The organism is Streptomyces sp. NPDC107517 (assembly GCF_055582645.1).
The window spans coordinates 99,379-126,051 of sequence record NZ_JBVJPM010000014.1; the positions used below are offsets into that span (position 1 = coordinate 99,379).

General features: G+C 70.0%; 20 protein-coding genes. 10 read left to right on the plus strand and 10 right to left on the minus strand.

Annotated elements, in window-relative coordinates; all coding sequences use genetic code 11:
- Window positions 1-31: 31 nt before the first annotated feature.
- Complete coding sequence (locus tag ACZ67T_RS28950) at window positions 32-823, plus strand: class I SAM-dependent methyltransferase (protein ID WP_469987936.1); 792 nt, start codon at window positions 32-34, stop codon at window positions 821-823.
- 4 nt (window positions 824-827) lie between these two features.
- On the opposite strand, the gene ACZ67T_RS28955 is transcribed toward ACZ67T_RS28950, so the two are convergent.
- Window positions 828-1,472 (minus strand): helix-turn-helix domain-containing protein, encoded by a 645-nt coding sequence (locus tag ACZ67T_RS28955; RefSeq protein ID WP_469987937.1) that lies wholly within the window; start codon window positions 1,470-1,472, stop codon window positions 828-830.
- A gap of 151 nt (window positions 1,473-1,623) precedes the next feature.
- Between ACZ67T_RS28955 and ACZ67T_RS28960 the strand changes: the two genes are divergently transcribed.
- The gene (locus ACZ67T_RS28960) at window positions 1,624-2,877 is read left to right on the plus strand and encodes a benzoate/H(+) symporter BenE family transporter (protein WP_469987938.1); all 1,254 of its coding nucleotides are present in this window, start codon (window positions 1,624-1,626) and stop codon (window positions 2,875-2,877) included.
- Here the strand turns inward: ACZ67T_RS28960 and ACZ67T_RS28965 are convergent.
- On the minus strand, window positions 2,837-3,571 hold the full coding sequence (locus ACZ67T_RS28965; RefSeq protein WP_469987939.1) for a type 1 glutamine amidotransferase: 735 nt from the start codon (window positions 3,569-3,571) through the stop codon (window positions 2,837-2,839). The genes ACZ67T_RS28960 and ACZ67T_RS28965 overlap by 41 nt on opposite strands.
- Before the next feature lie 220 nt (window positions 3,572-3,791).
- On the opposite strand from ACZ67T_RS28965, the gene ACZ67T_RS28970 reads away from it, so the two are divergent.
- Both ACZ67T_RS28970 and ACZ67T_RS28975 read left to right on the plus strand, forming a co-directional pair.
- Entirely contained in the window at window positions 3,792-6,917 is a 3,126-nt protein-coding gene (locus ACZ67T_RS28970) for a glycoside hydrolase family 2 TIM barrel-domain containing protein (protein ID WP_469987940.1), read from the plus strand.
- On the plus strand, window positions 6,914-8,881 hold the full coding sequence (locus ACZ67T_RS28975; RefSeq protein WP_469987941.1) for an alpha-glucuronidase: 1,968 nt from the start codon (window positions 6,914-6,916) through the stop codon (window positions 8,879-8,881). Before ACZ67T_RS28970 ends, ACZ67T_RS28975 begins: the two co-directional genes overlap by 4 nt.
- 4 nt (window positions 8,882-8,885) lie before the next feature.
- Here ACZ67T_RS28975 and ACZ67T_RS28980 read toward each other — a convergent pair whose 3' ends face one another.
- From ACZ67T_RS28980 to ACZ67T_RS29005, 6 genes are read right to left on the minus strand one after another with little or no spacing between them, the layout of a single operon-like run.
- Window positions 8,886-10,913, minus strand: coding sequence for a beta-galactosidase (locus ACZ67T_RS28980; RefSeq protein ID WP_469987942.1), 2,028 nt, complete (start codon window positions 10,911-10,913; stop codon window positions 8,886-8,888).
- On the minus strand, window positions 10,910-11,626 hold the full coding sequence (locus ACZ67T_RS28985; protein ID WP_469987943.1) for a hypothetical protein: 717 nt from the start codon (window positions 11,624-11,626) through the stop codon (window positions 10,910-10,912). Before ACZ67T_RS28985 ends, ACZ67T_RS28980 begins: the two co-directional genes overlap by 4 nt.
- Window positions 11,623-13,125: a GH39 family glycosyl hydrolase gene (locus tag ACZ67T_RS28990; RefSeq protein ID WP_469987944.1), complete on the minus strand. Its 1,503-nt coding sequence runs from the start codon at window positions 13,123-13,125 to the stop codon at window positions 11,623-11,625. The genes ACZ67T_RS28985 and ACZ67T_RS28990 overlap by 4 nt, the downstream gene beginning before the upstream one ends.
- Entirely contained in the window at window positions 13,122-14,777 is a 1,656-nt protein-coding gene (locus tag ACZ67T_RS28995; protein WP_469987945.1) for an ABC transporter substrate-binding protein, read from the minus strand. Before ACZ67T_RS28995 ends, ACZ67T_RS28990 begins: the two co-directional genes overlap by 4 nt.
- Before the next feature lie 48 nt (window positions 14,778-14,825).
- Window positions 14,826-15,734 (minus strand): carbohydrate ABC transporter permease, encoded by a 909-nt coding sequence (locus tag ACZ67T_RS29000; protein ID WP_469987946.1) that lies wholly within the window; start codon window positions 15,732-15,734, stop codon window positions 14,826-14,828.
- Window positions 15,731-16,717 (minus strand): ABC transporter permease, encoded by a 987-nt coding sequence (locus ACZ67T_RS29005; protein ID WP_469987947.1) that lies wholly within the window; start codon window positions 16,715-16,717, stop codon window positions 15,731-15,733. The genes ACZ67T_RS29000 and ACZ67T_RS29005 overlap by 4 nt, the downstream gene beginning before the upstream one ends.
- A gap of 174 nt (window positions 16,718-16,891) precedes the next feature.
- Here ACZ67T_RS29005 and ACZ67T_RS29010 point away from each other — a divergent pair, with 174 nt between their 5' ends.
- The 5 genes from ACZ67T_RS29010 (at window position 16,892) to ACZ67T_RS29030 (ending at window position 21,588) form a co-directional block, all read left to right on the plus strand.
- Window positions 16,892-17,890 (plus strand): acetylxylan esterase, encoded by a 999-nt coding sequence (locus ACZ67T_RS29010; RefSeq protein ID WP_469988048.1) that lies wholly within the window; start codon window positions 16,892-16,894, stop codon window positions 17,888-17,890.
- Between the two features lie 132 nt (window positions 17,891-18,022).
- Window positions 18,023-19,081, plus strand: a complete 1,059-nt coding sequence (locus tag ACZ67T_RS29015) for a LacI family DNA-binding transcriptional regulator (protein ID WP_469987948.1) — start codon at window positions 18,023-18,025, stop codon at window positions 19,079-19,081.
- 125 nt (window positions 19,082-19,206) lie between these two features.
- Window positions 19,207-19,422, plus strand: a complete 216-nt coding sequence (locus ACZ67T_RS29020; RefSeq protein WP_469987949.1) for a hypothetical protein — start codon at window positions 19,207-19,209, stop codon at window positions 19,420-19,422.
- 517 nt (window positions 19,423-19,939) lie between these two features.
- A complete protein-coding gene (locus tag ACZ67T_RS29025) occupies window positions 19,940-20,434 on the plus strand; it encodes a fibronectin type III-like domain-contianing protein (RefSeq protein ID WP_469987950.1) in 495 nt (164 codons plus the stop codon).
- Between the two features lie 77 nt (window positions 20,435-20,511).
- The gene (locus tag ACZ67T_RS29030; RefSeq protein WP_469987951.1) at window positions 20,512-21,588 is read left to right on the plus strand and encodes an endo-1,4-beta-xylanase; all 1,077 of its coding nucleotides are present in this window, start codon (window positions 20,512-20,514) and stop codon (window positions 21,586-21,588) included.
- A gap of 64 nt (window positions 21,589-21,652) precedes the next feature.
- Here ACZ67T_RS29030 and ACZ67T_RS29035 read toward each other — a convergent pair whose 3' ends face one another.
- Both ACZ67T_RS29035 and ACZ67T_RS29040 read right to left on the minus strand, forming a co-directional pair.
- Window positions 21,653-23,512, minus strand: coding sequence for an alpha-L-fucosidase (locus ACZ67T_RS29035; RefSeq protein ID WP_469987952.1), 1,860 nt, complete (start codon window positions 23,510-23,512; stop codon window positions 21,653-21,655).
- An 89-nt stretch (window positions 23,513-23,601) separates the two neighbouring features.
- Window positions 23,602-25,362, minus strand: coding sequence for a glycoside hydrolase family 36 protein (locus tag ACZ67T_RS29040; RefSeq protein ID WP_469987953.1), 1,761 nt, complete (start codon window positions 25,360-25,362; stop codon window positions 23,602-23,604).
- A gap of 274 nt (window positions 25,363-25,636) precedes the next feature.
- Here ACZ67T_RS29040 and ACZ67T_RS29045 point away from each other — a divergent pair, with 274 nt between their 5' ends.
- Window positions 25,637-26,656 (plus strand): LacI family DNA-binding transcriptional regulator, encoded by a 1,020-nt coding sequence (locus ACZ67T_RS29045; protein ID WP_469987954.1) that lies wholly within the window; start codon window positions 25,637-25,639, stop codon window positions 26,654-26,656.
- The last annotated feature ends 17 nt before the right edge of the window (window positions 26,657-26,673 follow it).

Genomic DNA, 26,673 nt, shown 5'->3' on the forward strand with positions numbered 1-26,673 from the left:
GACGGCATCGCAGGCACAGTAACGTCGGGCCATGCAGGAGATGTCGGTCGCGCACTTCTACGACGAACTAGCCGATGACTACCACCTGATATACGCGGATTGGGATGCGAGCATCCGTCGGCAGGGGGTCGCTCTGGACGCCCTGATCGGCCAGGACCGTGCGGCGGTGCTCGACTGCTCCTGCGGAATCGGCACGCAGGCCATTGGCCTGGCGCTGCGGGGGCACCGCGTCACCGGGACCGACCTCAGCCCGCGTGCCGCCGCCCGTGCTGCCCAGGAGGCCACCCGGCGGAGCCTTTCGCTGCACACGGCCGCCGCCGACATGCGGCGTCTCCCCTTTCCCGACGGCCGGTTCGACACCGTCGTCTGTGCCGACAACTCGCTGCCCCACCTACTGACGGAGCAGGATGTGCACGCAGCGCTGACCGAGATGCGCCGCGTGCTGCGTCCCGGCGGCCTGCTACTGGTCAGCACCCGCTTCTACGACGAGCTGCTGAGTGAGCGCCCAGCTTCGACGCCTCCGCAGGTTCACCGGCTCGCCGACGGCTCAGGCGGCGGAAAAGCCGTCACCTTCCAGCTCTGGCACTGGCACGACGACGGTGAGCGCTACGACCTGGAGCATTTCCAGCTCAGGCCCGCGGGCGAGGAATGGCGCGTCCGGGTCCGCCGGACCACTTGCTGGGCGCTCAGCCGGGACCGGCTGACCGGCCTCGCGGCCGGGGCGGGGTTCACGGACGGCGGGTGGCGGATGCCGCGGGAGACGGGTTTCTTCCAGCCGCTGCTCGTGGCGCGCGCTGACACTTCCCCGGGCCCGGCCGTCTGACTGATCACCCACCGCCACGTCGAACGTCGTCGTCAGACCTCTGAGACTCTTCCAGGGAAGGATCCTTCGAAGCGGCGCCCTTCGGGTACCGGACGAAGAGGACGCCCTGGACCTCGCCGTCCGGTGCGCCGTAGAAGTGTGGGGCGTCGGCCGGCCAGTGGGCGTGACCGCCGGGTCCGGCCGTCTGCGGAGCGTCCGGCAGTCCGACGACCGCCGTTCCGGAGAGCACCATCAGGCTCTCCGTGGTGTGCGGGATGTGCGCGGCCGACTCCTGGGTCGCGCCGTCGGCGATGGTGACGCGGAAGACGTCGGTGGCCGCGCCCTCATCTTCGTACCGCTCCAGGAGGACCGCGGTGACGGCGCTGCCGGAGATGCCGCCCATTCCCGCCGCGACGCCGGGAGTGGGGTCTCCCGTGCTCGAACGGAGCTGAGAGCTCGGGGCAGGGTCGTCGAGGACGGCGCTGAGCGGGCGGCCGAGCGCGGTGGTCAGGGCGTAGAGCGTTTCCAGGGTGGGGTTCCGCCGGCCCGTCTCGAGTTCCGAGAGCGTGCCCTTGCCCACGCCCGAGCGCCGCGCGAGCTCCGACAGGGACAGGCCGGCGTCCTGCCGCAGCCGCTTCAGCCTGCGGCCCACCTCGTCATTCAGACCCATCCGCCCGGTTCCGTCCGTTTCTGTGCCCACCGGCGCTTTGACGTGCCGCCACCTGCGTCCTTAGTGTTCCACAAACAGAACGTTCTGTTTATGGAACCCCGGAACCCCCGGAATCCGCTCTCCCGCACCCCTTTTCGGAAGTGATGCCCGCATGTCCCCGCTCGCCCGCATACGCGCCATCGCACCGCCCTCGGCCGTGGCGGCGGCACTCATCGCGGTCACCGTCGGCGTGACCAGTGCCGCTGCCATCGTGTTCACCGCGGCTCGGGCCGCCGGTGCGGACGCGCGCGAAGTGTCCTCGTGGATGCTCGCGCTCGGCGTCGGGATCGCCGTGACCTGCGTGGGCCTGTCGCTGCGGCACAGGGTCCCGATCGTCACCTCCTGGTCGACACCGGGTGCCGCGCTCCTCGCCACGAGCCTGAGCGGGGTGTCCATGGAGAAGGCCGTGGGCGCGTTCGTGTTCAGCGCCGTGCTGATCATGGTCAGCGGTCTGACGGGGTGGTTCGCGCGGATCATGGACCGGATCCCGGTGCCGCTGGCATCGGCGTTGCTCGGCGGTGTGCTGCTCGAGTTCGGGACGGGGCTCTTCTCCCAGATGGGCGGCAGTTTCGCGATCGCGTTCCCGGTGTTCGTGCTGTATCTCCTCGGGCGTCGACTGCTGCCGCGCTACGCGGTCCTCATCGCGCTCGGCGGCGGAGTCGTCGCCTCCGTCCTCACCGGGGGCTGGCATCTGGAACGCGTCCGACTGTCGCTCGCGCAGCCGGTGTTCACGGCTCCCGAGTTCGACTGGAAGGTGCTGATCAGCATCGGCGTGCCGCTGTTCGTCGTCACCATGGCTTCGCAGAATCTGCCGGGGGTCGCCGTGCTGCGCGGGTCCGGCTACGAGGTGCCCGTCTCGCCGGTCCTGACGTGGACGGGTGCGGTGCAGGCGGTGCTCGCGCCGTTCGGGGCGTTCGGTATCAACCTGGCGGCGATGACCGCCGCGATCTGTACCGGCGACGAGGCGCACCCCGACCGGCAGCGGCGCTACCTCGCGGCTGTGTGGGCGGGCGTCTTCTACCTGTGCGTCGGCCTGCTCGGGGCGACCGTCGCCTCGCTGCTCACCGCGATGCCGCACGCGCTCGTCCTGGCCGTCGCGGGGGTCGGCATGCTCGCCACGATCGAGGCCTCCCTGGCAAGTGCCCTGTCGGACCCCGGATCCAGGGAGGCGGCCGTCGTCACCTTCCTCGCCACGGCCTCCGGCGTGACGCTGCTCGGCATCGGATCCGCGTTCTGGGGGCTGCTCGCGGGCGTGCTCACCAGCGTCATCGTGTCGGTGGGACGGCGGCGCGGGGCCTCCGCGTCCGCGCCCGCTCCGAAGCCGGTCACGGCAGCGTCGCGCACACCTGGGCGAACCTCCGCGTGAATACCGACCACGCCGAGACCGCCGCGCCCTCCTCGGCCACGGCCTCGGCGTGCAGCCGGTCCCTGTCGAAGCCCTGCCGGGCCAGCCGCTCCCGGTCCCACGAGGCGATCCGGTCGGCCTCCGCCTCAGGGTGAAACTGCACACCCCAGGCCCGCGCCCCGACCCGGAACGCCTGGTAGGGGCAGGCCGGGCTGGACGCCAACCAGGTGGCACCCGGCGGGAGTTCGGTGATCGCGTCGACGTGTCGTTCGATCGCGGGCGCCGTCGCGCCGAGCCCGTACAGCAGCGGATCGTCGGCGGCTTCGGGGCGCAGCCGGATCTGCGTGCTGCCGAACTCGGGCGGCCCATGATTCGCCCGTACGCTGCCGCCCGCGACCTGTGCGAGCAACTGGCCACCGAGGCAGATGCCGAGCACGGGCGAGCCGTCGTCCAGCGCCTGCGCGACGAGCCGGCGCGTGGCCGGGAGCCAGGGCGCACGCTCGTCGTCGTCCGGCAGGAAGCCGCCGCCGAGCACGAGGAGAGGCCTGCCGTCGAGCGCCTCGGGCAGGGCCTCACCCTCGTAGGGGCGCAGCACTTCGAGGCCGAGTCCCGCGTCGCGCAGCCAGGCCCCGACCCGGCCGGGACCCCCGCTCCCGGTGTTCTGTACGACCACGGCGGTCTGTGGGCCCGGGCCCCGTGCGTGCGAGGGCGTCATCGCCTCAGCTCCCTGCTCGGCATCTGCGTTCGCCGCGTTGACCTCTGCGTTGATCGAGGCAGCAGATCAGGGCGCGGCGCGCGACGTCAACGGTCGGGCGAGACGGCGGTCGGAAACCATATTTGGAAGGGCCCTTGACTAATCCCGGCCGGAAGCCGAAAGAATCAGTCCGCTCAGGTTGCTTTCTGGTGAGTCGTGTTGGCTTCGAGGAGACCCGTTCATGCATGTCACTCGTAGAACCGTGCTGGCCGCGAGCGCGGCCGGCTCCATGGCCGGGACGTTCGCGGTGCCCGCACCCGGCGCTGCCGCCGCTGACCGCACCGGTCCGGTCGGCCGCCGCACCGTGGACCTGGCCGACGGCTGGCGCTTCGCGCTCGTCAGCCCCGACGGCATCGCCGACCCGACGGGCGCCTACGCCGGCGCCGAGAGCCCCGACTTCGACGACGCGGACTGGCGTGCCGTCGCCGTCCCGCACGACTGGAGCATCGAGCAGACCCCCACGACGGAGCACAACACGACCAGCGGCACCGGCTACCTGCCCGGCGGACTCGGCTGGTACCGCAAGAAGTTCACCGTCCCCGCCGCCTACGCCGGCAAGCGCATCTCCGTCGAGTTCGACGGCGTCTACATGGACGCGAACGTCTACGTCAACGGCCGGCTCGTCGGCAACCACCCCTACGGTTACACGGGTTTCGCCCACGACATCACCGACCTGCTGCACGCTGACGGCGCCACCGCCAACGTCCTCGCGGTCGAGGTCCGCAACCGACTGCCCAGCAGCCGCTGGTACTCGGGCAGCGGCATCTACCGCCGCGCCCGCCTGGTGGTCACCGAGCCGGTGCACGTCCAGCGCTGGGGCACCTTCGTGACCACGCCCGACCTCGCCGCCGCACTCGACAAGGGATACGCGACGGTCGACGTCCGCACGGCCGTCGTCAACGACTCCGGTGAGACCGCGCCGACCGTCACCGTCGTCTCCACTGTCCGCGACGCCAAGGGGCGACGCGTCGCCCGTACCGAGTCCGTGCTGCGCGACGTGGGCGCGGAACCGGCGACGTCCCACACCCGACTCGCCCTCCACGACCCGCAGTTGTGGTCCATCGACACGCCCGGCAACCGCTACACCCTGGTCACCGACCTGCGTGTGGACGGCCGCACTGTCGACACGTACCGCACCCGGTTCGGCGTGCGGCACGCGACCTTCGACCCGGACCACGGCTTCTCGCTAAACGGCACCCACACCAAGCTCAAGGGCGTCGACCTCCACCACGACCTCGGCGCCCTCGGTGCCGCCGTCCAGCCGGACGCCGTCCGCCGCCAGTTGACCATCATGAAGTCCATGGGCGTGAACGCGCTGCGCACGTCCCACAACCCGCCCGCCCCCGAGGTGATCGAGGCCTGTGAGGACCTCGGCCTCGTCATGCTGGTGGAGGCCTTCGACTGCTGGCGCACCGGTAAGAACACATACGACTACGGCCGGTTCTTCGATGCGCACAGTGACGCCGACATCGCCGAAATGGTGCGCGCCGCCCGCAACTCGCCGGCCGTCCTGATGTGGTCGATCGGCAACGAGATCCCCGACTCGACCCGGGCCGAGGGCGTGGACATGGCGCGGCGGCTCGTCGCCGACATCAAAGCCCTCGACACGAGCCGGCCGATCGTCATCGGCTCCGACAAGTACCGCTCGCTGCCCGCCGCCGGTTCACCCGCGGACCTGATCCTGGCCGAGCTGGACGGCCTCGGCCTCAACTACAACACCGCCGCGTCCGTCGACGCGCTGCACGCCCGGTACCCGCACCTGTTCCTGTTCGAGTCCGAGTCGTCGTCGGAGACGTCCACCCGCGGCGCCTACCAGGAGCCCGAGCACCTCAACACCGGGGAGAACCACACCCCGGGCCGGCGCGCCACGTCCAGCTACGACAACAACCTCGCCTCGTGGACGATGAGCGGCGAGTACGGCCTGAAGAAGGACCGCGACCGGCGCTTCTTCGCGGGAGAGTTCCTGTGGTCCGGCATCGACTACATCGGCGAGCCGACCCCGTACGACGTGTTCCCCGTGAAGGCGTCGTTCTTCGGTGCGGTCGACACGGCCGGGTTCCCCAAGGACATGTACCACCTCTTCCGCAGCCAGTGGACCGATGAGCCGATGGTGCACCTGCTGCCCATGGACTGGACGACGCACAAGCCCGGCCAGGACGTGGACGTGTGGGCGTACGCGAACGTCGCCGAGGTCGAGCTCTTCCTCAACGGCCGTTCCCTGGGTGTGCGTTCCTTCGACGCGAAGAAGACCGTCGACGGCCGCGCCTACCTGGAGACCACGGAGGCGACGCACGACGACAAGACGGTCACCTCCGGTCCCTACCCCGGCAGCTACACCTCGCCGAACGGCAGTGCCGGCAGGCTGCACCTCTCGTGGAAGGTTCCCTTCGCGGCCGGCGAATTGAAGGCCGTGGCCCGCGCGGGCGGGAAGGTCGTGGCGACGGACGTGCTGCGCACCGCCGGGACGCCGCACGGCGTGCGCCTCACCGCCGACCGCAGGTCCGTCGCCGCTGACGGGCGTTCGCTGGTCTTCGTCACGGCCGAGGTCGTCGACGCGCGCGGCGTGGTCGTCCCCGACGCCGAGGACCTCCTCGAATTCGCTGTGAAGGGCGGTGGGCTGGCGGGTCTGGACAACGGGCGGCAGGAGAGCGCCGAGCGGTACCAGGCCCGTACGCGCACCGCCTTCCACGGCCTCGCGCTCGCCATGGTGCGGGCGGGAACCGAGCCGGGAACGCTGACTGTCACGGCCACCGCCGACGGGCTGCGCACCGGGAAGGTCTCCGTGCGGGTGGCGGGACCGGCGGGCGGCCCGGTCACCACGGCTGAACCCTTCGCCCCCGACCCCGGTCCTGGAACCCCCAAGTACCCGTTCGCCGACGCGAGTTACTCCGGAGCGACGGGCACTCTCCCCGCCGCGATGCTCGACGGGGACCCGGCCACCCAGTGGTCCAACTCCTTCCACAAGGCGGCCACCGCGCTGCTGCCCGCCTTCGACGGCGCCCGCCCCACCGACTGGGTGTCGTTGGCATGGGCGCAGGAGCGCGAGATCGGCCGGGTCGAGGTCTCTTTCACGGTCGACGCGAAACACTCCCTGCCCGCCTCGGTCGACGTGTCGGTCTGGGGCGGAAAGGGCTATGTCGCCGTGCGTGACACCGACATCGACTGGGCGGCCGCGTCCGGTGAGCCGACCGTCATCACCTTCGACGCGGTACACGGCAGTCGCCTCCGTCTGGACCTGACCAGCGGCAGGCCCGGCGAACCCGCCGGGGCGTTCGGGATCGTCGCGCTCGATGTGGCCGCGTCATGACCGGACCGAGCGGAATCGATCCCGCCTGGCTGCCCGACGAGGTGCTGCGCGGCATCGGATCACGGCGCGTCACCGTCGAGGGCGACGGGCCGATCGTCGACACCCTGCGCACCGAAGTCGCCTACGCTCAAAACAAGTTCGGTACACTGCAGGGCGACGAGGACGTCGTTTTCCGACTCGACGGCGATGCCGGAACGGGCCCCGAGGGTTTCACTCTGACGCGGTCCGGCGGGCGCACCACGGTCACGGCCGCCGCTCCGGCCGGCCTCCTGTACGGCTTCTTCCATGTCGTGCGTCTCGGCGCCGCCGCGTTCACCGACGCCCCAGAGCAGACCCACCGCCCCGCCCTTTCCAGGCGCATGCTCGACCACTGGGACAACATCGACGTCCACCCCGTGATGGGCCAGGTCGAGCGCGGCTATGCGGGCGGCTCGCTGTTCTGGGAAGACGGACGGGCGCGCGGGGACCTCGACCGGGTCCGCACCTATGCGCGGCTCCTCGCGGCCTGCGGGATCAACGCCGTCTGCGTCAACAACGTCAACGTCCATGAGACCGAGGCCCGGCTCCTCACCGACCGCATCGGCGAAGTGGCGGACATCGCAGGGGAGTTGCGGGCGTACGGCATCCGCATCCACCTCTCCGTGAGTTTCGCCGCGCCCGTCGTCCTGGGCGGGCTCGGCACCGCCGACCCGCTCGACGACGGCGTACGGGACTGGTGGCGGACGGCCGCCGACCACGTGTACGCGCACATCCCCGACTTCGGCGGCTTCGTCGTCAAGGCCGACTCCGAGGGGCAGCCGGGGCCGTTCGCCTACGGCCGCAGTCACGCCGACGGCGCGAACGTGATCGCCGGCGCGCTCGCCCCGCACGGCGGCACCGTCCACTGGCGGGCCTTCGTCTACAACCACACACAGGACTGGCGTGACCGGATCACGGACCGGGCGCGTGCCGCGTACGACCACTTCGCCGCACTTGACGGGATGTTCAAGGACAACGCGGTGCTCCAGGTCAAGCACGGACCGATGGACTTCCAGGTCCGCGAACCCGTCTCGCCGGTCATCGGCGCCATGCCCCGCACCCGGGTCGCCGTCGAACTGCAGGCCACCCAGGAGTACACCGGGCAGCAGCGGCACGCGTGCGCGCTCGCACCGATGTGGTCCCAGGTGCTCGGCTTCCGGCCGGAGGGTGACGGCGGTGTCACCGTCGGCCAACTCGCGGCCGGTGGCGGACTGGTGGCCGTCTCGAACGCCGGAGCCGACCCCCACTGGACCGGGCATCCGCTCGCCCAGTTCAACCTGTACGCGTTCGGCCGCCTGGCCTGGCAGCCGGACGCCGTTCCGGAACAACTCCTGGACGAGTGGACCGAGTTGACGTTCACGCCGGAGGGCACCGCCGAACCCGAGCGTCTGCGCTCCGGCCTGCGCGCGGTACTGCGCGGCTCCTGGGCGACGTACGAGAAGTACACGGCGCCGCTCGGCGTCGGCTTCATGGTGCAGCCCGGACACCATTACGGGCCCAGCGTCGACGGGTACGAGTACAGCCCCTGGGGCACCTACCACTTCGCCGACCGCGACGGCATCGGCGTCGACCGCAGCCGCGCCACCGGCACCGGATATGCGGGCCAGTACGCCAAACCCTGGTCACAGACGTACGAGACGCCCGAGAGCTGCCCCGACGAGCTGCTCCTGTTCTTCCACCACGTTCCGTACGGGCACGTCCTGCACAGCGGCAGGACCGTGATCCAGCACATCTACGACACCCACTTCGAGGGCGTCGAGGAAGCCGAGGCGGCACAGGGAGTGTGGGCGTCGCTGGCCGATCTGGTGGCGCCCGCGCGGCACGCCAGGGTGGCCGAACTGTACGAGGAGCAGCTGCGCAGCGCCCGTGAGTGGCGCGACCACGTGAACAGCTACTTCCTGCGCAAGTCCGGGGTCCCGGACGCGCGCGGGCGCCGTATCTACTGACGGGTCATACGAGGCGCAGTACGGACACGCCCAGCGGGTCGAGGGTGAGCGGCTCGCCGGGCGTGTACGCCTTGCCCGTCAGGAGGTCCGTCGCCGACTCGTGAACCGTCAACTTCACCTCGGATGAAGTGTGGTTGAGGAGGAACAGCAGGCGAGTCCCGTCGGGAGTGACACGGGTCGCCGTCTCCACGCCGGCCACCTCGGCGTACGGGCCGATGAGACCGTGCCGGGACAGCACCTGGCGCACCACCCGGTCCGTACCCGCATCGTCGAGCTGCGTCGCCACGTACCAGCCCTCGCCGCCGCGCTCCCCGAAACGGTTGCGGGTGACGGCTGGCGTTCCGGCGTAGAAGTCGGTGGTGTAGGTGGCGACGGACTCGGCGCCCTGCGGCACGACGAGCTCGAAGACCAGCCGGGCCGGTGAACGCAGGTCGCCGAAGTCGACCGGGTTCGACACCTCCGCCGCCCGGGAGTCCCACTCGTCGACCCGGACGCCTGTCAGTGGCCCGAGCGGGCCCGGCACATCCGCGAGGAAGGCGCGGTCGTGCTCGTCGCCGCGGCCGGACAAATAGGTCGTCACTACGGTGCCGCCTCGCTCCGCCACCGCCTCCAGGCGTGCGGCCAGGTCTCCCTTCACGAGGTGCAGCAGAGGTGCGAGGACCACGTCGTACGCCGACAGGTCCGCTGTCACGGGGACGACATCGACGTCCGCGCCCGCCGTGCGCGCGGCCCGGTAGTAGGAGTGCACGACATCCTGGTAGCGCACCAGCCGCGACGGCCCGTCCGACATCTCCAGCGCCCACCAACTGTCCCAGTCGAAGAGCAGCGCGGTCCGGGCGGGCGTCCGGGCGCCCAGCGTCATCCCGCCTGTCTCACCCAACTCCCTTCCTAGTTCCGCCACTTCACGGAAGACTCGCGTGTCGTCGCGGCCCGCGTGGCCGATGACCGCCCCGTGGTACTTCTCGCACGCCCCGCGCGAGGCCCGCATCTGGAAGTACAGGACGGCGTCCGCGCCGTGCGCCACCGCCTGCCAGCTCGCGAGCCGCAATTCGCCGGGCCTGCGCAGCGGATTGACGTCGCGGCAGGCTGTGGTGGACGGCGTCTGCTCCATCAGCCAGAACGGGGCGCCGCCCTTCAGGCCGCGCATCAGGTCGTGCGCGAGGGCCGGCCACGTCGGCGGCGCGTCCAGCGGCGGATAGCTGTCCCACGACGCGAAGTCGAGATGCGGGGCCCAGCGGTGATAGTCCAACGGCCGGTACATTCCCATGAAGTTGGTGGTCACGGGAGTGTGCGGACTGTGGGCGCGCACGGCCTCCTTCTCGGCGACGAAGCAGCCGAGGAGCGCGTCCGTGGTGAACCGGTGGTAGTCGAGCGTGATGCCCTGGAAAGCGGTGTGGTCCGGGCCGCGCCAGTGCTCGGTGAGGGCGCTGGGCGGCTGGATCTCGGACCAGTCGGTGTAGCGGTGCGACCAGAAGGCCGTCCACCACGCGTCGTTGAGGGCGTCCAGCGAGCCGTACTTCTCGCGCAGCCAGCCGCGGAACGCCTCCGCGCACAGACCGCAGTAACAGGCGCCGCCGTACTCGTTGTTGATGTGCCAGGCGAGCAGCGCCGGATGGTCCGCGTACCGCTCGGCGATCCGCCCCGCCAGCGCCGTGGACAGGCGACGGTACGCCGGTGAGCTCGGGCAGAAGTTGTGCCGCTGCCCGTACCCGTGCCGGCGGCCCTCGAAGTCGGTGCGGTTCACCTCCGGGTGGGCCTTCGCGAGCCAGGGCGGCAGCGCCGCCGTGCCGGTGGCCAGGACGACGCGGCGCCCCTCGGCCGCCGCCCGGTCCACGATCCGGTCGAGAACCGTGAAGTCGTACGTGTCCGGGGAGGGTTGGAGCAGCGACCAGGCGAACACACCCACCGTCAGCGTGTCGATCCCGGCTTTGCCGAACAGGCGGTGGTCGGCGTCCCACACCTCCTCGGGCCACTGCTCGGGGTTGTAGTCACCGCCGTAGGGGATGGCGGTGGTGGCGGGCGCGCCGTTCATGAGGTGAAGTCCTCCTGGGTCTCGGCGATGATCGGACGGCTGGTGTGCAGCAGGGACAGGAGCAGCACCGGAGCGAGCAGCACAGGCAGCGCCTCGGTCCACCACAAGGTGGCCGCGCTCGCGACGACGAGCAGGCTGGCTGCGCCGAGTGTCGCCCGGCCGTGTCGCAGCAGGAAGTACCCGGCGAGTCGCGCCGTGTCGACGGCCCGGAACGTGAACAGGGACGTGAGTACCAGCGCGTGCGCGCCCCACAGAAGCGCGCCCACGCCGATGACCCCGAGCAGAACCGCCCACCAGCCGGGCAGTCCGGTCGAGGCGAAGTGGGTGAGGCCGTACGCGATGACGGTCAGCCAGGCGAGCAGCGGAACCCATATCCGCAACGCGGCGGCGGAGTTGAGGCGCAGCCCTCGCAGATAGGCGCGGGCCGGACGCAGTTCGGTCAGGTCGCGGCTGCGGTGGTGCAAGGCGTACAGGGCGGCGGACAGGGCCGGGCCGAGCGGCACGAGGCACAACGACGCCAGCGGCAGGTTCGCCGGGTCCGCACCGAGGAACAGGAGCCCGAGCAGGCTGGGCGCCAGCGTGAGCAGCAGCAGGCCCTCGACGGTCAGAAGTGTGTGGATGAGGGCGCAGGCCCGCGACAGGGGTCCGTCGCCGAAGACGCGGGCGGTGCGCGGCAGGGGCGCCCCGGGGGAGCCGGTCTGTGCGGCGCTCATCCGGAACCCCCGCCACCGAGAATCCGGTCCTCGTCCCACCAGTCGGGGGACTCCTCGATCACCGGGCTCAGCTCGACCAGCGTCACCTCGTGCCGCTCCAGCGTGACGTCGACGTCCGCCCTGAACTCCTCGACGGACAACCGGAGATGCGACCGGACCGGTTCCGCCGCCTCGTGCAGCACATCGAGCTGGTGCGGGCGTGGGGAGCGCGGGCTGCCCATCCGTCGCCACGCCGTGTAGGCGTTGCCGCGCTCGTCATCGACGCTGGAGCGGCGCAGGAAGACCGCGCCGCGCTCGGTGTGACCGACCGGGACGGACAGCCGCAGCATGTGACGGTCGGTCCCGGGTGGCGCCCACGCCAGCACCGTGACCCGGCCGTCGGGGTGCCGGGTGACGAGATGGTCGTCACCACGGGCCAGCACATCACGGCCCATGCGGGCCATGAACGCGTACAGGTGGTACGTGGGCTTCCTGACCTGGCGGTGCGTCAGGAGGCCGAAACCGCCGTGGAACAGCGCCGTCGGAACCCCCACCTCCTCGAACATGTCGCTGAAGGTCCAGTACGAGAAGGAGTCCACCAGATCCCCGCCGGCCGCCAGGACCGGAGCCAGGTACGCGGCGTGAAAGGCCGTGTCGTGGATCGGGTTGTCCGGACGGTACGAGGAGTTGAACTCCGTGATGTGGACCGGAAGGTCACCGAGCGACGTGCCCTTCAGTTCGCGGCGCGTGGCCCCGAACTGCTCCAGCAGGCGCTCGGCGGGGGCCAGCGTCTGGTACGTCCCGAACGGCACCGGCTGCGCGGGCCCCGAGGTGTACGCGTGGCGTGAGACGAAGTCGACCGGCAGATCCCGCCGCTCCACGAACTCCGCGAACCGCCCGAGCCAGCCCTCGTCCGCGCCGGGCGACACGGCGGGCCCGCCGACCTGGAGCGACGCGTCGACGTCCTTCACCGCGTGTGCCGTCACCTCGTAAAGACGGTGGTATGCCGCCTGGTCGGCGCCCTCCCAGAAGTCCGGCAGATCCGGCTCGTTCCACACCTCGACGGGCCAGCCGCGCACCTCCTCCAGGCCGTAACGGTCCACGAGGTGAGTCATCGTCGCGCGCACCAGGTCCGCCCATTCCCGGTGCGAGGTGGGCGGGGTCACGTTCCCCCGCCACCAGAAGACGGTCTGCCCGCCGGACGCCAAATCTGCCGGCATGAAACCGAGTTCGAGGAAGGGTCGGATACCGAGTTCCAGGAAGGCGTCGACGACCTGATCGACGTGGGTGAACGAGTGATGCACCCGCCGGGAGCCCTGCCACTCGTACGGCCGGTACACGCCCATCCCGTCGCTGAACAGGCCGTGCCCGCGGATGTGCCGGAAGCCGATGTCCTTCTGGAGCAGGGCGAGGGAGTCCTGGTAGTCGCGCCGCAGGGCGAGTTCGAGGCGGCCCGTGCCGACGCATGCCCGCCATGCCTCGGCGAGGACGCCCTGCGACTCGGCCGGGACGCGGATCATCCGTTCTCCTTCTTGTACCGCTCATAGGCCTTGTTGTAGAGATCAACGAGCTGCTGCATGTTCTTGGCCTTGAGCTCGGCGACGTAGTCGTCCCATTCGGACAGCGGCCGCTTGCCGAGAGCGAACTTGAGGGTGTTCTGGTTCATGTGGTCCGTGAGCGGCGTCTCCCAGAGCGAGGCCTGCTCCTGCTCCGCGGACCGCAGCGGGTGTGCCGGGGCGATCGGCAACTGCTTGCGCAGTGCCATGACGTCCTGGAACTTCTTCTCGTCCGGGCTGAAGGAGGAGGACACCAGTTCCCAGCTGCCGCCGTAGGTGAAGACGCCGTTGAAGAAGCCGTAGTCCTTCTGCAGATCCTTCGGGGCCTTGGGGTCGGAACCCATGAGGCTGATGCCGGGCTTCAGCTTGTACTGGCCGCCGGACTTCGTGTAGGTGACGCCCTCGACACCCCACTTGCAGAACGCCTGGCCCTCGTCCGAGTAGAAGAGCCAGTCCGTGAACTGCATCAGCGCGACGAAGTTGTCGCTCTTGAGCGCCTTGCTGGAGATCATGAGACCGTTCTCCATTCGGATGCCGTCGATCACGACCTCACCGGCCGGGCCGATCGGCACGGGAATCATCTCGATCTTCGCGCCCTTGACCTGCCGCTCCAGGTTGTAGCGGTACTTCTGCACCAGCTCCTGCGGGTTGGCGCTGATCGCGAAGGACTTCTCGGCCAGCAGCTTCTTCACCGCGTCGTCGTCGGTCTGGGTGAAGCTCTCGGGGTCCATCAGCTTCTCGGCGACCAGCTTGCGCAGATACTCGATGACCTGCCGGAACTCGTCCCTCGCCCCGGTGAAGACGAACTTCTGGGCCTTGGTGTCGAAGGTGATGTTCTCGTACATCCAGCCGGCCCGGACGCCGTACGCCTGCCCGAGGTAGCTGAGGAGGGCGCCCGCCGGGAAGACTGTGTTGGTGCTCCAGCGGTCGGAGAGCGGGTAGCTGTCGGGGTACTTCGCCTTGATCGCCTTGAGGACGTCGTACACCTCGTCCCATGTCGTCGGCAGGCTCACACCGATCTTGTCGAGGACGTCGGTGCGGAAGGACAGCGAGTATCCGGACTTGGGCTTCTCGTGGAGACCGGGCAGCAGGTAGTACTTGCCGTCGGACTGGCGGATGGAGTCCAGCTCGGGCTCCAGGTTCCACCGCTTCACCTTGTCCTGGAAGTTGGGCATCAGGTGCACGTACTCGCTCACCGGCAGGATCGCGCCCGACGACACAAAGGCGACCTCGGAGGGGTGGTAGGTCTTCGGGATCAGGAAGGGGGCGTCACCCGAGCCGATCAGCAGGCTGCGCTTCTTCTCGTAGTCGCTCAGCGGGACGTCGACGGGCTGCAGTGTGATGCCGGTGCGCTTGGTGACCTCCTTCCAGAAGAGCCAGTTCTTCTTGAGCGGGTACGTCGGGTTGTCGTTGTGCAGGACGGAGAAGGACAGCGCCTTGGTCGCCTTGAACTGCTCGCCGGCGTTGTACTTCTTCATGGCGCCGTTCTGCTTCTTCGACAGGTCCTTGCTGTCGCCGCCGTCGTCGCCGCTGCCGCAGCCGGTGAGTGCGGCGAGTCCGGCGAACCCCGCCGCGGCGAGCAGCGACCTTCTCGACAGCTGGCCCGTGTTCGTCACGTGAACTCCCAAGTGTTGTCGAACTGTTGATGCGTGGAGTGGATGCGCTCAGCCCTTGACCGCGCCGAGCATCACGCCCGAGACGAAGTACCGCTGCACGAAGGGATAGACGGCGAGGATCGGCAGCGCCGTGAGCACGATGGTGACCGACTGGATGTTGGCGGCGGCCTGGGTGAGCTGGTCGGTCGCGGCCCCGGCGTTGCCGCCTTCGGTGGCGCCCGCGATGAGGTTGCGCAGATACACGGTGACCGGCATCAGCTCGGCCCTGTCCATGTAGAGGAACGCCGAGAACCATGAGTTCCAGAACGACACCGAGTAGAAGAGCACCATGGTCGCGATGACGGCCTTGGACAGCGGCAGCACGATCCGCAGCAGAATCCCGTACGCGCTCAGACCGTCGATCTGCGCGGCCTCCTCGAGCTCGGCCGGCATGTTCTCGAAGAACGCCTTCATCACCAGGAGGTTGAAGACGCTGATGGCGTTCGGCAGGGCGATCGCCCAGATCGAGTTCTTCAAGCCGAGGCTGGTGATGAGTACGTAGTTGGGGATCAGGCCGCCGGAGAAGAACATCGTGAACACGGCGATGCCGACGAGGAAGGTGCGCCCGCGCAGGTCCTTCTTCGACAGGACGTAGGCGTAGACGGTGGTGAGGACCATGGCGACGGCGGTGGAGAGCACCGTATAGAGGACGGTGTTGCCGTAGCTGCGCCAGAACGTCCCGTCCTGGAAGACGATCTTGTACGTGGTGAGGTTGAAGCCCTTGGGCCACAGTGTCACCTCGCCCGCCCGGATCTGGTGCTCCCCGCTGAAGGAACGGGCGACGATGTTGATGACCGGGTAGAGCGTGACCACCACGACCAGGGTCAGGATCACTGCGTTGACGCCCTGGAAGACGCGGTAGCCGCGGGTCGGGTTGTTGACGGACGTCCCGGCGCGGGGCCGGGCCTCGATGCTCACCACAGGCTCGTCCCCACGGTCTTGCGCGACACCCGGTTCGCGGACGTGATCAGCACGAGGCCGATGACCGCCTCGAACAGTCCGATGGCGGCGGCGTAGCTGAAGGAGTTCGACTCGACACCGGTGCGGTACAGGTAGGTCGAGATGACGTCCGCTGTCGGATAGGTGAGCGGGTTGTACAGCAGCAGGATCTTCTCGAAGCCGACCACCATGAACGTGCCGATGTTGAGGATCAGCAGGGTGACCATGGTGGGGCGGATACCGGGCAGCGTCACGTGCCACGTCTGCTGCCAGCGGTTCGCACCGTCGATCCGTGCCGCCTCGTACAGATCCTCGTCGATGGTGCTGAGCGCGGCGAGATAGAGGATCGTGCCCCAGCCGGCCGTCTGCCAGACCTCGGAACCGACGTAGATCGTGCGGAACCAGCCGGGCTCCTGGATGAACCGGACCGGATCGTGGCCGAACGTCGCGAGGACATGGTTGATCGGGCCGTCCGACGCCAGCATCTGCACGGTGATGCCCGCGACGATGACGATGGACAGGAAGTGCGGCAGGTACGAGACCGACTGCACGAACCGTTTCAGTGCGGTGCGCCTGACCTCGTTGAGCAGCAGGGCCAGCACGATCGGCACGGGGAAGCAGAACAGGAGCGTCAGCAGGCCCATCCAGAGCGTGTTCCGGAAGACCTGCCAGAACGTCGGATCGCTCAGGAACATCTGCACGTAGCGCAGGCCCACCCACTCCTCGCCGAGGATCGAACCGCCGGGCTCGAAGCGGCGGAACGCGATCACGTTGCCGATCATCGGCAGGTAGCGGAAGACCAGGAAGAACAGGATCGGCAGCACCGCAAGGGAGTACAGCTGCCAGTCGCGGCGAAGCGATCGGCGCCAGGAGCGACGACCGGACGGAGGCTTCTGTACGGGTGGCGGGTCGGGCGGGCCGCCGGTGCGGGGCTGGCTGCCCGTCATGGTGGAGGAGCTCATGCAGGGCCTTTCGTCACACGGGCAGGCAGAGGTCATCACAAGGGCGGGGAAAGAGGTACCGAGAACTTTCAGGAATCTTCCGGTAACGTCGCCGCAACCTAAAGCCGCTCCCGACCCCTGTCAATGGGTGCTGCGTCAGAGGGAGTTGGCTCCGTGACCGGCTGTGAGGTGCCTGTGCCCGCCTTCGACCTGCCCCTGGACGAACTCCAGCGCCACCGACCCGAGCCCGATGAGCCGGCCGATTTCGACGCGTTCTGGCAGGCCACGCTGAAGTCCGCCGCCCACCCCGAACCCCTGATCCGCGTCCGCCCCGTCGAGAGCGGCCTGCGGCTCGTCGAGAGCTGGGACGTCACCTTCCGCGGTTTCGCGGGAGATCCCGTCCGCGCCTGGTACACCCGGCCCGCGGGCGACGGCGAACTCCTCCCCGCAGTCGTCGAGTTCGCGGGCTACGGCCGAGGCCGCGGCCTCCCGCACGAGCGTCTCACCTGGGCGAACGCCGGCTACGCCCATCTGCTCATGGACAACCGAGGCCAGGGTGACCAGTACGGCAACGGCGGCGCGACCCCCGACCGGCACGCGGCCGCGCCCGGCGGCCCGGGACCCGCGGTGCGTGGGCTGCTCGACCCGCACGACTACCACTACCGCCGTCTGATCACCGACGGGGTGTGTGCCGTCGCCGCGCTGCGAGCCCTGACCGGAGTCGACCGGGACCGGATCGCCGCGGTGGGCAACAGCCAGGGCGGCGGAGTGGCCCTCGCCGTCGCCGGACTCGTCCCCGATCTCGCCGCGGCCCTGGTCACGGCACCGCTGCTGTGCGGCGTCCGCCGCGCCCTCGACCTCACCGACACGGGGCCCTATGGGGAGATCGCCGCCTACCTCGCCGTGCACCGGGGCGCGGAGGACGCCGCGTTCCGCACACTCGCCTACGTCGAGGGCATCTCGTTCGCCCGCCGCGCTCACGCCCCGGCCCACTTCGGAGTCGGCCTGCGCGACCAGGTCTGCCCGCCCAGCGGTGCATACGCGGCGTACCACCGCTACGGCGAACTCACCGGGGCGGAGCCCGTCCGGGAGATCCACGCCTACCCGTTCAACGGCCACGAGCACGGCGACGCCGTGCAGGTACGTCGCCAAATGACCTGGCTGCGCGGGGTGCTGGGAGCGGGGGGCGCATAGATTCAAGGCCATGCGTTCGGCGGGTCGGACAAGACCCCGGCTTGACCGGCGCATGGTCGACGAGATGTCCTACGGTTTCCGGAACGCATCCGGAGAACTTTCAGGATGCAGAGCTCGATGGAGGTGGGGAACGTGGCCCGGGTTGGCGGGACAGGCAAGGCAGCCGCGCAGAGCCCGGACGGGCCGGCCAAGGTGACGATCACCGAGATCGCGCGGGAGGCGGGGGTGTCGGTGCCGACCGTCTCCAGGGTCGTCAACGGGCGCTCCGACGTTTCGCCCGCCACCCGGGCGCGGGTCGAGGGCCTGCTGCAGCGGCATGGGTACCAGCGGCGCCCGCCTGCGCCCGGGGACCGGGCGGCGCTGCTCGACCTGGTCTTCAACGACCTGGACAGCCCCTGGGCGGTGGAGATCATCCGGGGCGTCGAGGAGGTCGCGCACGAGGCGGGGGTGGGCACGGTGGTCTCCGCGATTCACGACCGGGCGGGCGCGGCCCGGCAGTGGATGACGAATCTGCGGGCCCGCGCGTCGGACGGGGTGATCCTCGTGACCTCGGTTCTCGAACCGGGGCTGCACGACGAACTGCGGCGCCTGGGCGTGCCGTTGGTGGTCGTCGACCCGGCCGGTTCGCCGGCCACCGAGGCGCCGACCGTCGGTGCCACGAACTGGGCGGGCGGGATGGCCGCGACGGAGCACCTGCTGGGGCTCGGTCACCGCAGGATCGGGTTCATCGAGGGCCCGCCCAGGCTGCTGTGCTCGCGTGCCCGGCTCGACGGGTACCGGGCCGCGCTGGACGTGGCCGGTGTGCCGGTGGACGACGCGCTGATCGTGCCCGGCGACTTCTACCACGAGTCCGGGTTCACCGGCTGCAACCAGCTGTTGGACCTGGCCGAGCCGCCCACCGCCATCTTCGCCTCCAGTGACCAGATGGCGCTCGGGGCGATCGAGGCGCTGCGCCGTCGCGGGCTGCGGGTGCCGGAGGACATGAGCGTCCTCGGCTTCGACGACCTCCCGGAGGTGCGCTGGTCGGCGCCGCCGCTCACGACGGTCCGCCAACCGTTGGCGGAGATGGGCAAGATGGCGGCGCGCTTCGTCCTCGATCTGGCCCGGTCCGTCGCACCGGCCTCGTCGCGGGTGGAGCTGGCGACGGAACTGGTGGTCAGGGCCAGTACGGGGGAGCCCCGGCAGGTCTGACGCGCCCGGCACCCATCGGGGGTGTCAACGGTCTTTTTTGTCAATGCCGTTGACACCCCCGTCGTGTGTCCGTAACTTCCGAGGCCATCCACCGATAGTTTCGGATCCCTTCCGGAAGGTGTGTCATGCCACCCCCCGTATCCCTGCTCGGCCGCCGTGCCCGGGACGCCGTCAGCATGGCCGGCCTCGGCACCGCGGTGCTGATGTCCCGCGGCGACTCGGCCTCCGGCTCGAAGGACGGCTCGGGCCGGTCCGTCGTCGAGTGGTGGCACATCCGGACCGACGAGCCCGTCGGCAGCCGCTTCGGCGGCGCCGCACACTGCACGCCCGACTGCCGGTGACCACCAGCATCCTGTGCCGCCTCTTCCGTGATCCCCGACGAACTGGAGGAGGTGCCCACCCTCGACCGCTGCTTTCCGTCCGGCTGCCGGTGGTGGACGCTGCCGCAGATGGTGCGGCCCGCGCTCGGCACAGTATCCGTGCGTGCGGCCGTCGGCAGGCGTCGGAACTTCCACCTGCCGAAGCACGTGTCCGGCGAACCCCCTTGGTGGACGAATCCCTGTCGGGGTCCAGCAGTTCCAGGGCCGGTACGTCCCCGGCCCGGTGGCGCGACCGCGCGTACTCGGACCTCGCCATGGTCCCTGCGCTCGCCTTCTGCGCGATGGCCGACCGGCGGTATCACCAAGGGCGCGACCTAGTGACCCTCGCCTGGATCGGGCTCGCGGGGCCTGATCCGGCCTGATCCGAACGAAAGGCCAGAGGGCTGACCGGTGTCACTGGCTCATCACCGGGCCCACCACAGGTGCGACAGCGACGTCGCCCGAACTTCACCTGTTCGTACCGCACTTGAGGAGTCCCATGGCTCAGCCCTGGCAGGACACCACCCTGTCCGCCCATGTCCGGGCCGCTCTCCACCCGTTCGGGTACGGCCTGTCGTACACCACGTTCGCCTGGGACGTCGAGCCGTGCGACGCCCCCGAACTGTCCACCGACGGTGAGACCACCCTGCGCCTCACCGTCCGCAACACCGGCGAGCGCCCCGGCACCGAGGTCGTCCAGCTCTACCTCCACGACCCGGTCCGCACGGTCGCGCGGCCGGAGATCCGGCTCGTCGGCTGCACCCGGGTCCCGCTCGACGCGGGGGCGTCCGCGGAGGTCCACGCAACGTTCCCGGCGGACCTCGCCGCGTACACCGGCGCCGACGGCCGCCGAGTCGTCGAACCAGGAGCCCTCGAACTGCGCGTCGCCGCGTCCAGCGCCCATGTCCACCACACCGTGCCGCTCACCCTCACGGGGCCGGTGCGCGAGGTCGGGCACGAGCGGCGGATGCGGTGCGAGCTGCGCGTGAAGTGACGCGCGCGGCACCGCGCGAAGCAAGGTCAACCACCTGCCCAACCACGCACCCCCGCCTTCAGTTGAGGAGCCGCCCCATGCGCACACCCGCACGCCGTACCCGAGCCGGAGCCGCTGCTTTCGCCGCTTCCACGGCCCTGCTGCTCGGTCTCGCCGCGGTCCCGGCCGCCCACGCGGACGGCGCCCGGCACCGCGCCGCCACGCTCGACGACCTGGCACAGCGGACCGGCCGCTACTTCGGCTCGGCCGTCGACAACCCCGAGCTGGACGACACCGCGTACGCCGACCTGCTCGGCAGCGAGTTCGGCGCCACCACCCCCGGCAACGGCATGAAGTGGTACGCCACCGAACCCCGGCGCGGCGTCTTCGACTTCACCGCCGGCGACGAGATCGTGGCGTACGCGAAGGCCCACCACCTGAAGGTGCGCGGCCACACCCTGCTGTGGCACAGCCAGCTGCCGAGCTGGCTGACGGACGGCACCTGGACCGCCGACGAACTGCGCTCGATCCTCAAGAACCACATCACGACCGAGGTGAAGCACTACAAGGGCAAGGTCTTCGCCTGGGACGTCGCCAACGAGATCATGAACGAGGACGGTACGTACCGGGAGAACATCTTCTACAAGACGCTCGGCCCCGGCTACATCGCCGACGCCCTGCGCTGGGCGCACGCCGCGGACCCCAAGGTCAAGCTGTACCTCAACGACTACAACGTCGAGGGACTCGGCGCGAAGTCGGACGCCTACTACACGCTGATCAAACAGCTCAAGGCGGATCGCGTCCCGATCGACGGCTTCGGCATGCAGGCACACCTCGCCCTGCAGTACGGCTTCCCGAGCGACATGAAGGGCAACATCCAGCGCTTCGCCGACCTGGGCCTCGACGTCGCGATCACCGAACTCGACATCCGGATGATCCTGCCCGCCGACGCTGCCAAGCTGACCCAGCAGGCCGACTGGTACGCCCAGGTCACCGACGCCTGCCTGGCTGTGCGGCGCTGTGTCGGCATCACGCTGTGGGGCTACTCCGACCGGCACTCGTGGATCCCGTCGGTCTTCGCCGGCCAGGGCGCAGCGCTGCCCTGGGACGAGAACCTCCAGCGCAAGCCCGCGTACGACGCGATCGCCGGCGCGCTCGCGGCCGCCGGACACTGACCGCCGGGTGACGACGGGACGCTCACCCCGAAGGCTCGACAGGCCCTCGGGGTGAGCGCGTCGGTCACCCGCGCCCGTGGCTCACGGGATACGAGTGGCCGACCGCGATCTCGTCGATCCTCAGCTGGTGGTAGAAGGGAACGACGGTCGCCGCAGACCAGGTGCTGTCCACCTCCAGCCTGATGTAGCGGGCCGTGGTGTCCAGGTCGACGTAGCGGGTGCTGCGGGCGCTCTCCATGACGCCGGTCTTCACCGGCTCGCCCCAGTGTTCGCCGTCGTCACTGACGAAGACCTTGTAGTCCTTGATCCGGGCCGAGTCCTCCTTCCTGCCGAACGACTCACGGTTGTACGTGGGAGACCATTCGGTCTGGTTCACGGCCAGGTACCGGGCCTTCTTGACGCCCCCGAGGTCCAGCGTGACGGAGACGGGCACCTGCGCGTTCGAGTCCCAGTACCGGGTGAGGTCGCCGTCGGTGAGGTTCGCCGCCGGGTGGCCGTCCTTCGTCGACGTGGCGGTGGCCCGCACCGTGTGGGACGGGTAAAGGCCCTGGCGGTGCCGTTCCGTCTCCACCTTGAACACCGTGTCGTACGGGTCCCAGGTGTTGATGCCTTTGAGCGTCACGCTTCCCTCGCGCTGGTCGAAGGCGATCCGCTCACCGGTGCGCAGATCGCTGATCCGCTTCACCTTGGTGCCGTTGTCGCGAAGGCTGAGGGTGTCGGCGCCGCTCGGACGCGTCGTGACGTGGATGTACTGGCGTGTCGGGTCCTCCTTGCTCACCGTGGTGTAGCCGTACGCCCCGTCGCTCCAGGCCCCCGGACGCAGCCCGCCGTACAGATAGCCGCCGCCGTCCACGCCGTGCAGCGACTCCCAGATCGGGTCGAGATACTTCGACATGTAGTCGGTGAACGCCTGCTGCTGGGGCGGGAACGTCCCGTTCACCTGGGCCTGGAGGTCCATCAGGGACTTGTACGACGTCCCCGCGTTGGCCACGTAGCGGCGGATGTTGAGCGCCGTGTCGACCGGACGGTCCTGGCCGTCGTACCACCAGGCGCCGCTCGACGGCACTTTGTAGCAGGACTCCGTCAGGCGCGGCATGGACGTCCAGTACGCCGCCGGCATGTCGTAGTCGGGCGTCATACCGGTCTTCTGCTCGTTGGACACGGTGTCCATGATCGGTGTGTCTTCGTTGTTGTTGCTCAGGAGCATGTCCGGGCGCTGCTCACGGATCTGCTCGTAGAGGTGGTGCTGTTCCCAGTACTCGTTGTCGTTGTCTATCCAGAAGCCGCTCAGGTCCGGGTAGTTGTGCATCACTTCGAAGAAGTTGTCGTAGCTGAACTCGCCGAAGCCGGGCCGGGTCGTCAGATCGACGTCCTTGCCCTTGTACGCGGAGTAGGCGGCGGAGTCGAAGGACTCGCGCCCCTGCTCGGCGTGCCACTGCGGGTCGTCCGTCATATAGAGGATGACCTTGATGCCCTTGGCCTTGGCCGCCTCGATGAGCTCACCCAGGATGTCGCGCTTCGTCGAGCAGCTGCCGGGGATCTTCGACGGCCAGGGGCGGGCGTAGCCCAGGCGGCTGTGGAAGGTGGCCAGGACGATGTAAGAGCCGTGGATCTTCTGCGTCTCTTTGACCCAGTAGTCCGGGTTCCAGCCGCTGTCGTTCACGGCCTTCTGCCAGGAGTCGCAGTCGTAGTGGGCGGGCTGTGTGTACATGCCCCAGTGCAGGAAGAGGCCCGCGGTGGAGTTGCGCAGCCAGGTCTGGCGCGGGTTGAACATGCCCGGCACCGGGTCCGCCTGCGCGGTGGCGGTCGTGCCGGTGGCCGCGGGGGCGGATGCGGGGGTGAGCAGGAGGGGGCTGAACAGGGCGAGCAGGGCCGCCCACAGGGCCCACAGGCGCCGTGGCCGGCGCGCTGGTCTGCTGGACATGAGGGGTTGTTCCTCCTTCGGGTGCAGCACCGCGCGGGCGCCGGGACAAGGAACGTGCTGTGCAGGCGAGTCGGTGGACCTCCTCGGGATCAGTCGGGTGGCCGGACGGTCAGCAGGCCGGAGGGCGGTACGTCGAGGCGGACCGCGCCCGGGCCGAGGGTGTGCGGGCCCGAGCGGGTGACCCGGCCGCGCGCGTCGTACGTGGTGAGCGTTGCCCGCACCGGGGCGTGCGGGACGACGCAGACCAGGCCGTCCGCGGCGGTGGCGTTCACCAGATCGGCCCGGGGGTGGCGCATCAGGTCCAGCGGGACGGGGCGTTCGGCGTGGGCGACGATGACCTGGGCGTCGCCGGCGTGCGCCCGGACGAGGGGGTACAGCTCGTCCGGACGACCCGGCTCCACCTCGCCGTCGAGCAGCACGGGGCGCAGCCGCTGCCACTGCCGCAGCCAGAACGTCACCACCTCGCGGTGTTCCGGGGTCAACTCGCCCAGAGCGCAGGACAGTTGTGGCACTGCGTGCAACACGGACTGGATCTGCCGGGCCGCCGCCTCGGCCGATGCGTCCGGGTCCCACATCAGCATGTCCGAGTGGACGGCGCCGCCGGTCGCGCAGAGCGCCGCGTCGATCGTGCGGATCCGGTTCGCGGTGGCGTCGGCCGGGCAGTCGGTGGCGCGCAGCAGATTCCCGTACGCACGCATGCCCGGGCCGAGATAGGGCTGGCGCAGTTCGACCAGCGGGCCGCGCGGGCACAGCGCGCCGAGGGTGGCGCGGAGGTCACCGAGAAGCAGGGCCATCGCGGGCCCGACCGGGTCGCCGCCGTCGTCCGCGTACACCGTGGCGTCGTCGAGGAAGTCCAGCTTCAGGCCGTCGAGGCCGTGGTCGGCGACGAGCCGGGTGCACACCTCCAGGACGTGCGTGCGCACCCGGGATTCCCTGGGGTCGAGGACGTGTGCGCCCGGCGCGGTCGGGCTGGGGATGCGAGCGTACGGGGAGAGCCGCTGCCATTCGGGGGAGTCCGGGCCAAGGAGCAGCGGGGCGATCCACGCCAGATACGCCATGCCGAGGCCCTGCACGTCGCGCACATGCCCGGCGAGGTCGGGGAACTTGGCCGTGTCGACCTGCCAGTCGCCCGCCCAGGCGTAGCCGCGCTCCCGGCCGCCGCGCTGCCAGCCGTCGTCGAGGATCAGCAGTCCGCAGCCGAGTGCGGCGGCGCGAGCGGCCTCCTGTGCCACGCCGTCGGCCGTGACCTCCTGCCCGAAGGCGTACCAGGTGGAGTAGGCGGGGGTGCGGCCCTCCTCCGGCAGCGCCAGTGGCGGCAGCTTCGCGGCGCCGACGAGCCGCCGGCGCAGCGGGCGCAACGCCGCAGCGGGGGAGGGGCCGCGGCCGGCGAACAACACGGTGAACGGCTCCCGCCCCGCGGTGAGTTCAAGATGTACCACGAACAGCTTGCGCTGCTCCGAGACGCCGAAGACCAGATGCACCTCGGCCGCCGAGTCCTGTGCGGCGAACGTGAGCAGCGTCTGCCCCGACGTCTCGTACAGGCAGCCGATCGCGCAGCCGTGCACCAGGCCGGCGTCCAGCCGCCCGGACCAGTCGGGCGGCAGGGACCGCTGCCAGCCGGCGTCCGGGTGCCAGTAGCCGACGGCGTCCCGCAGCGGTGTCTCCAGGCGGATCTCCACGGCCTCGCCCTCGAGGGCTGACACGTCCAAGGCCCGTACACCGTCCTGGAGTTCCCGCACGACGGGCTCCATGGGGGTTCCGTCGACGAGCACGGCGACGCGGACCCGGTCGATGAGCGCGCTGGTGGGCGCGGGCGGGCGTTCGGCCGTGGTGACCGCGATCGACGTCACGTACGTCCTCCGGGAGAGCGACTGCAGAGACGGGCTGCCCGTTCGTGAGCGTTCCCGTGAGCGCTCACGGAGTACCTTGAAGCCGCCGCATGTCCCCGTCAAGACCGGAGCCGGGGATTCCTGGATTCCGCCTTGATCGTTTCAATTGCCGTACGAATGAGGGCCGTTGACAGCAAGGGGCGAGCTGCTCATCATGTCCGTGAGCGCTCACGTGAACCATCCCGCAGCGACGGCGGACGACACTTGGGCAGGCAGAGAGAGGAGCCTTCCCGAGATGCCCACCCCCCGTACGTCACGGCGCGGGCGCCACGGCGTCACCATCGACGACGTGGCCCGCTCCTCGGGTGTCTCCCGGCAGACCGTCTCCCGCGCCATCAACGACAAGCCGGAGATCGACCCGGACACCCGGGCGCGGATCCTGGAGGTCGCCCAGAAGCTCGGCTACCGGCCCAACCGGCATGCGCGCGGCATGGCCGGCCCGGCGACGACCATGCTCGGCCTGGTCGTCGCCGATGTGCTCAACCCGTTCTTTCCCGAGGTCGTGGCCGGGGTGATGGAGGCGGCTGACGAGCGCGGGTGGCAGGTTGCCGTGTACAGCACCGGGTCGGCCCTCGAACGCGAGCAGACGGTGGCGGCCACTGTCGCCGACCACGTCGACGCGTGCGTCGGCTACTTCTTCGCCGAGAGTGCCATCGAACGGGTGCGGGGGACCGGAATCCCGCTGGTGCTCCTGGACCACGACACCCGGCCGCCGGCCGCCGGCGGTGTCCGTATCGACTTCGAGTCCGGGATGCGGCAGGCCCTCGGGCACCTCACGGCCGCCGGACACCGGCGCGTGGTCATGCTCGATGACAAGGCCCGCGCAGACGCGGCGGACCCGCACTCCCGGCGCGCCCTGTTCCTCGCCCTGGCCGCCGAACACGGCCTCGACGGCGAGGGGACTCCGGTCGTGTCCGTGGCCAACTCGGTGCAGGGCGGCGCCGACGGCATGGACCGCGTGCTCGCCGAGCACCCCGGCACCACCGCGGTGCTCGGCTACAACGACCTGATCGCGGTCGGCGCCATGCGCCGCGCGCTGCGCCGCGGCCTGGCCGTACCCGGCGACTGCGCCTTCGTCGGGTGCGACGGCCTGATGCTCGGCGAGCTCATGGACCCGCCGCTCACCACGCTGCACGTCGACAAGCGCCAGGTGGGCCGGGCGGCCGTCGAGCAGGTCGCGGCGCTCGTGCAGGGCCGCGGCCCGCTCGCCGAGCGGGTGATCGTGCCGCGTCTGGTCGTGCGCGAGTCGGCCTGAGCGACGGCCGTCGATCA

What these genes read in the sequence shown, in the direction of transcription:
- ACZ67T_RS28955 (WP_469987937.1), bottom strand. Translation starts at nt 1,472, where the DNA reads ATGGGTCTGAATGACGAGGTGGGCCGCAGGCTGAAGCGGCTGCGGCAG.
- ACZ67T_RS28950 (WP_469987936.1), top strand. Translation starts at nt 32, where the DNA reads ATGCAGGAGATGTCGGTCGCGCACTTCTACGACGAACTAGCCGATGAC.
- ACZ67T_RS29025 (WP_469987950.1), top strand. Translation starts at nt 19,940, where the DNA reads ATGGCTCAGCCCTGGCAGGACACCACCCTGTCCGCCCATGTCCGGGCC.
- ACZ67T_RS28980 (WP_469987942.1), bottom strand. Translation starts at nt 10,913, where the DNA reads ATGAACGGCGCGCCCGCCACCACCGCCATCCCCTACGGCGGTGACTAC.
- ACZ67T_RS28990 (WP_469987944.1), bottom strand. Translation starts at nt 13,125, where the DNA reads ATGATCCGCGTCCCGGCCGAGTCGCAGGGCGTCCTCGCCGAGGCATGG.
- ACZ67T_RS28985 (WP_469987943.1), bottom strand. Translation starts at nt 11,626, where the DNA reads ATGAGCGCCGCACAGACCGGCTCCCCCGGGGCGCCCCTGCCGCGCACC.
- ACZ67T_RS28960 (WP_469987938.1), top strand. Translation starts at nt 1,624, where the DNA reads ATGTCCCCGCTCGCCCGCATACGCGCCATCGCACCGCCCTCGGCCGTG.
- ACZ67T_RS29035 (WP_469987952.1), bottom strand. Translation starts at nt 23,512, where the DNA reads ATGTCCAGCAGACCAGCGCGCCGGCCACGGCGCCTGTGGGCCCTGTGG.
- ACZ67T_RS29030 (WP_469987951.1), top strand. Translation starts at nt 20,512, where the DNA reads ATGCGCACACCCGCACGCCGTACCCGAGCCGGAGCCGCTGCTTTCGCC.
- ACZ67T_RS29005 (WP_469987947.1), bottom strand. Translation starts at nt 16,717, where the DNA reads ATGAGCTCCTCCACCATGACGGGCAGCCAGCCCCGCACCGGCGGCCCG.
- ACZ67T_RS29045 (WP_469987954.1), top strand. Translation starts at nt 25,637, where the DNA reads ATGCCCACCCCCCGTACGTCACGGCGCGGGCGCCACGGCGTCACCATC.
- ACZ67T_RS28975 (WP_469987941.1), top strand. Translation starts at nt 6,914, where the DNA reads ATGACCGGACCGAGCGGAATCGATCCCGCCTGGCTGCCCGACGAGGTG.
- ACZ67T_RS29020 (WP_469987949.1), top strand. Translation starts at nt 19,207, where the DNA reads ATGCCACCCCCCGTATCCCTGCTCGGCCGCCGTGCCCGGGACGCCGTC.
- ACZ67T_RS28965 (WP_469987939.1), bottom strand. Translation starts at nt 3,571, where the DNA reads ATGACGCCCTCGCACGCACGGGGCCCGGGCCCACAGACCGCCGTGGTC.
- ACZ67T_RS28970 (WP_469987940.1), top strand. Translation starts at nt 3,792, where the DNA reads ATGCATGTCACTCGTAGAACCGTGCTGGCCGCGAGCGCGGCCGGCTCC.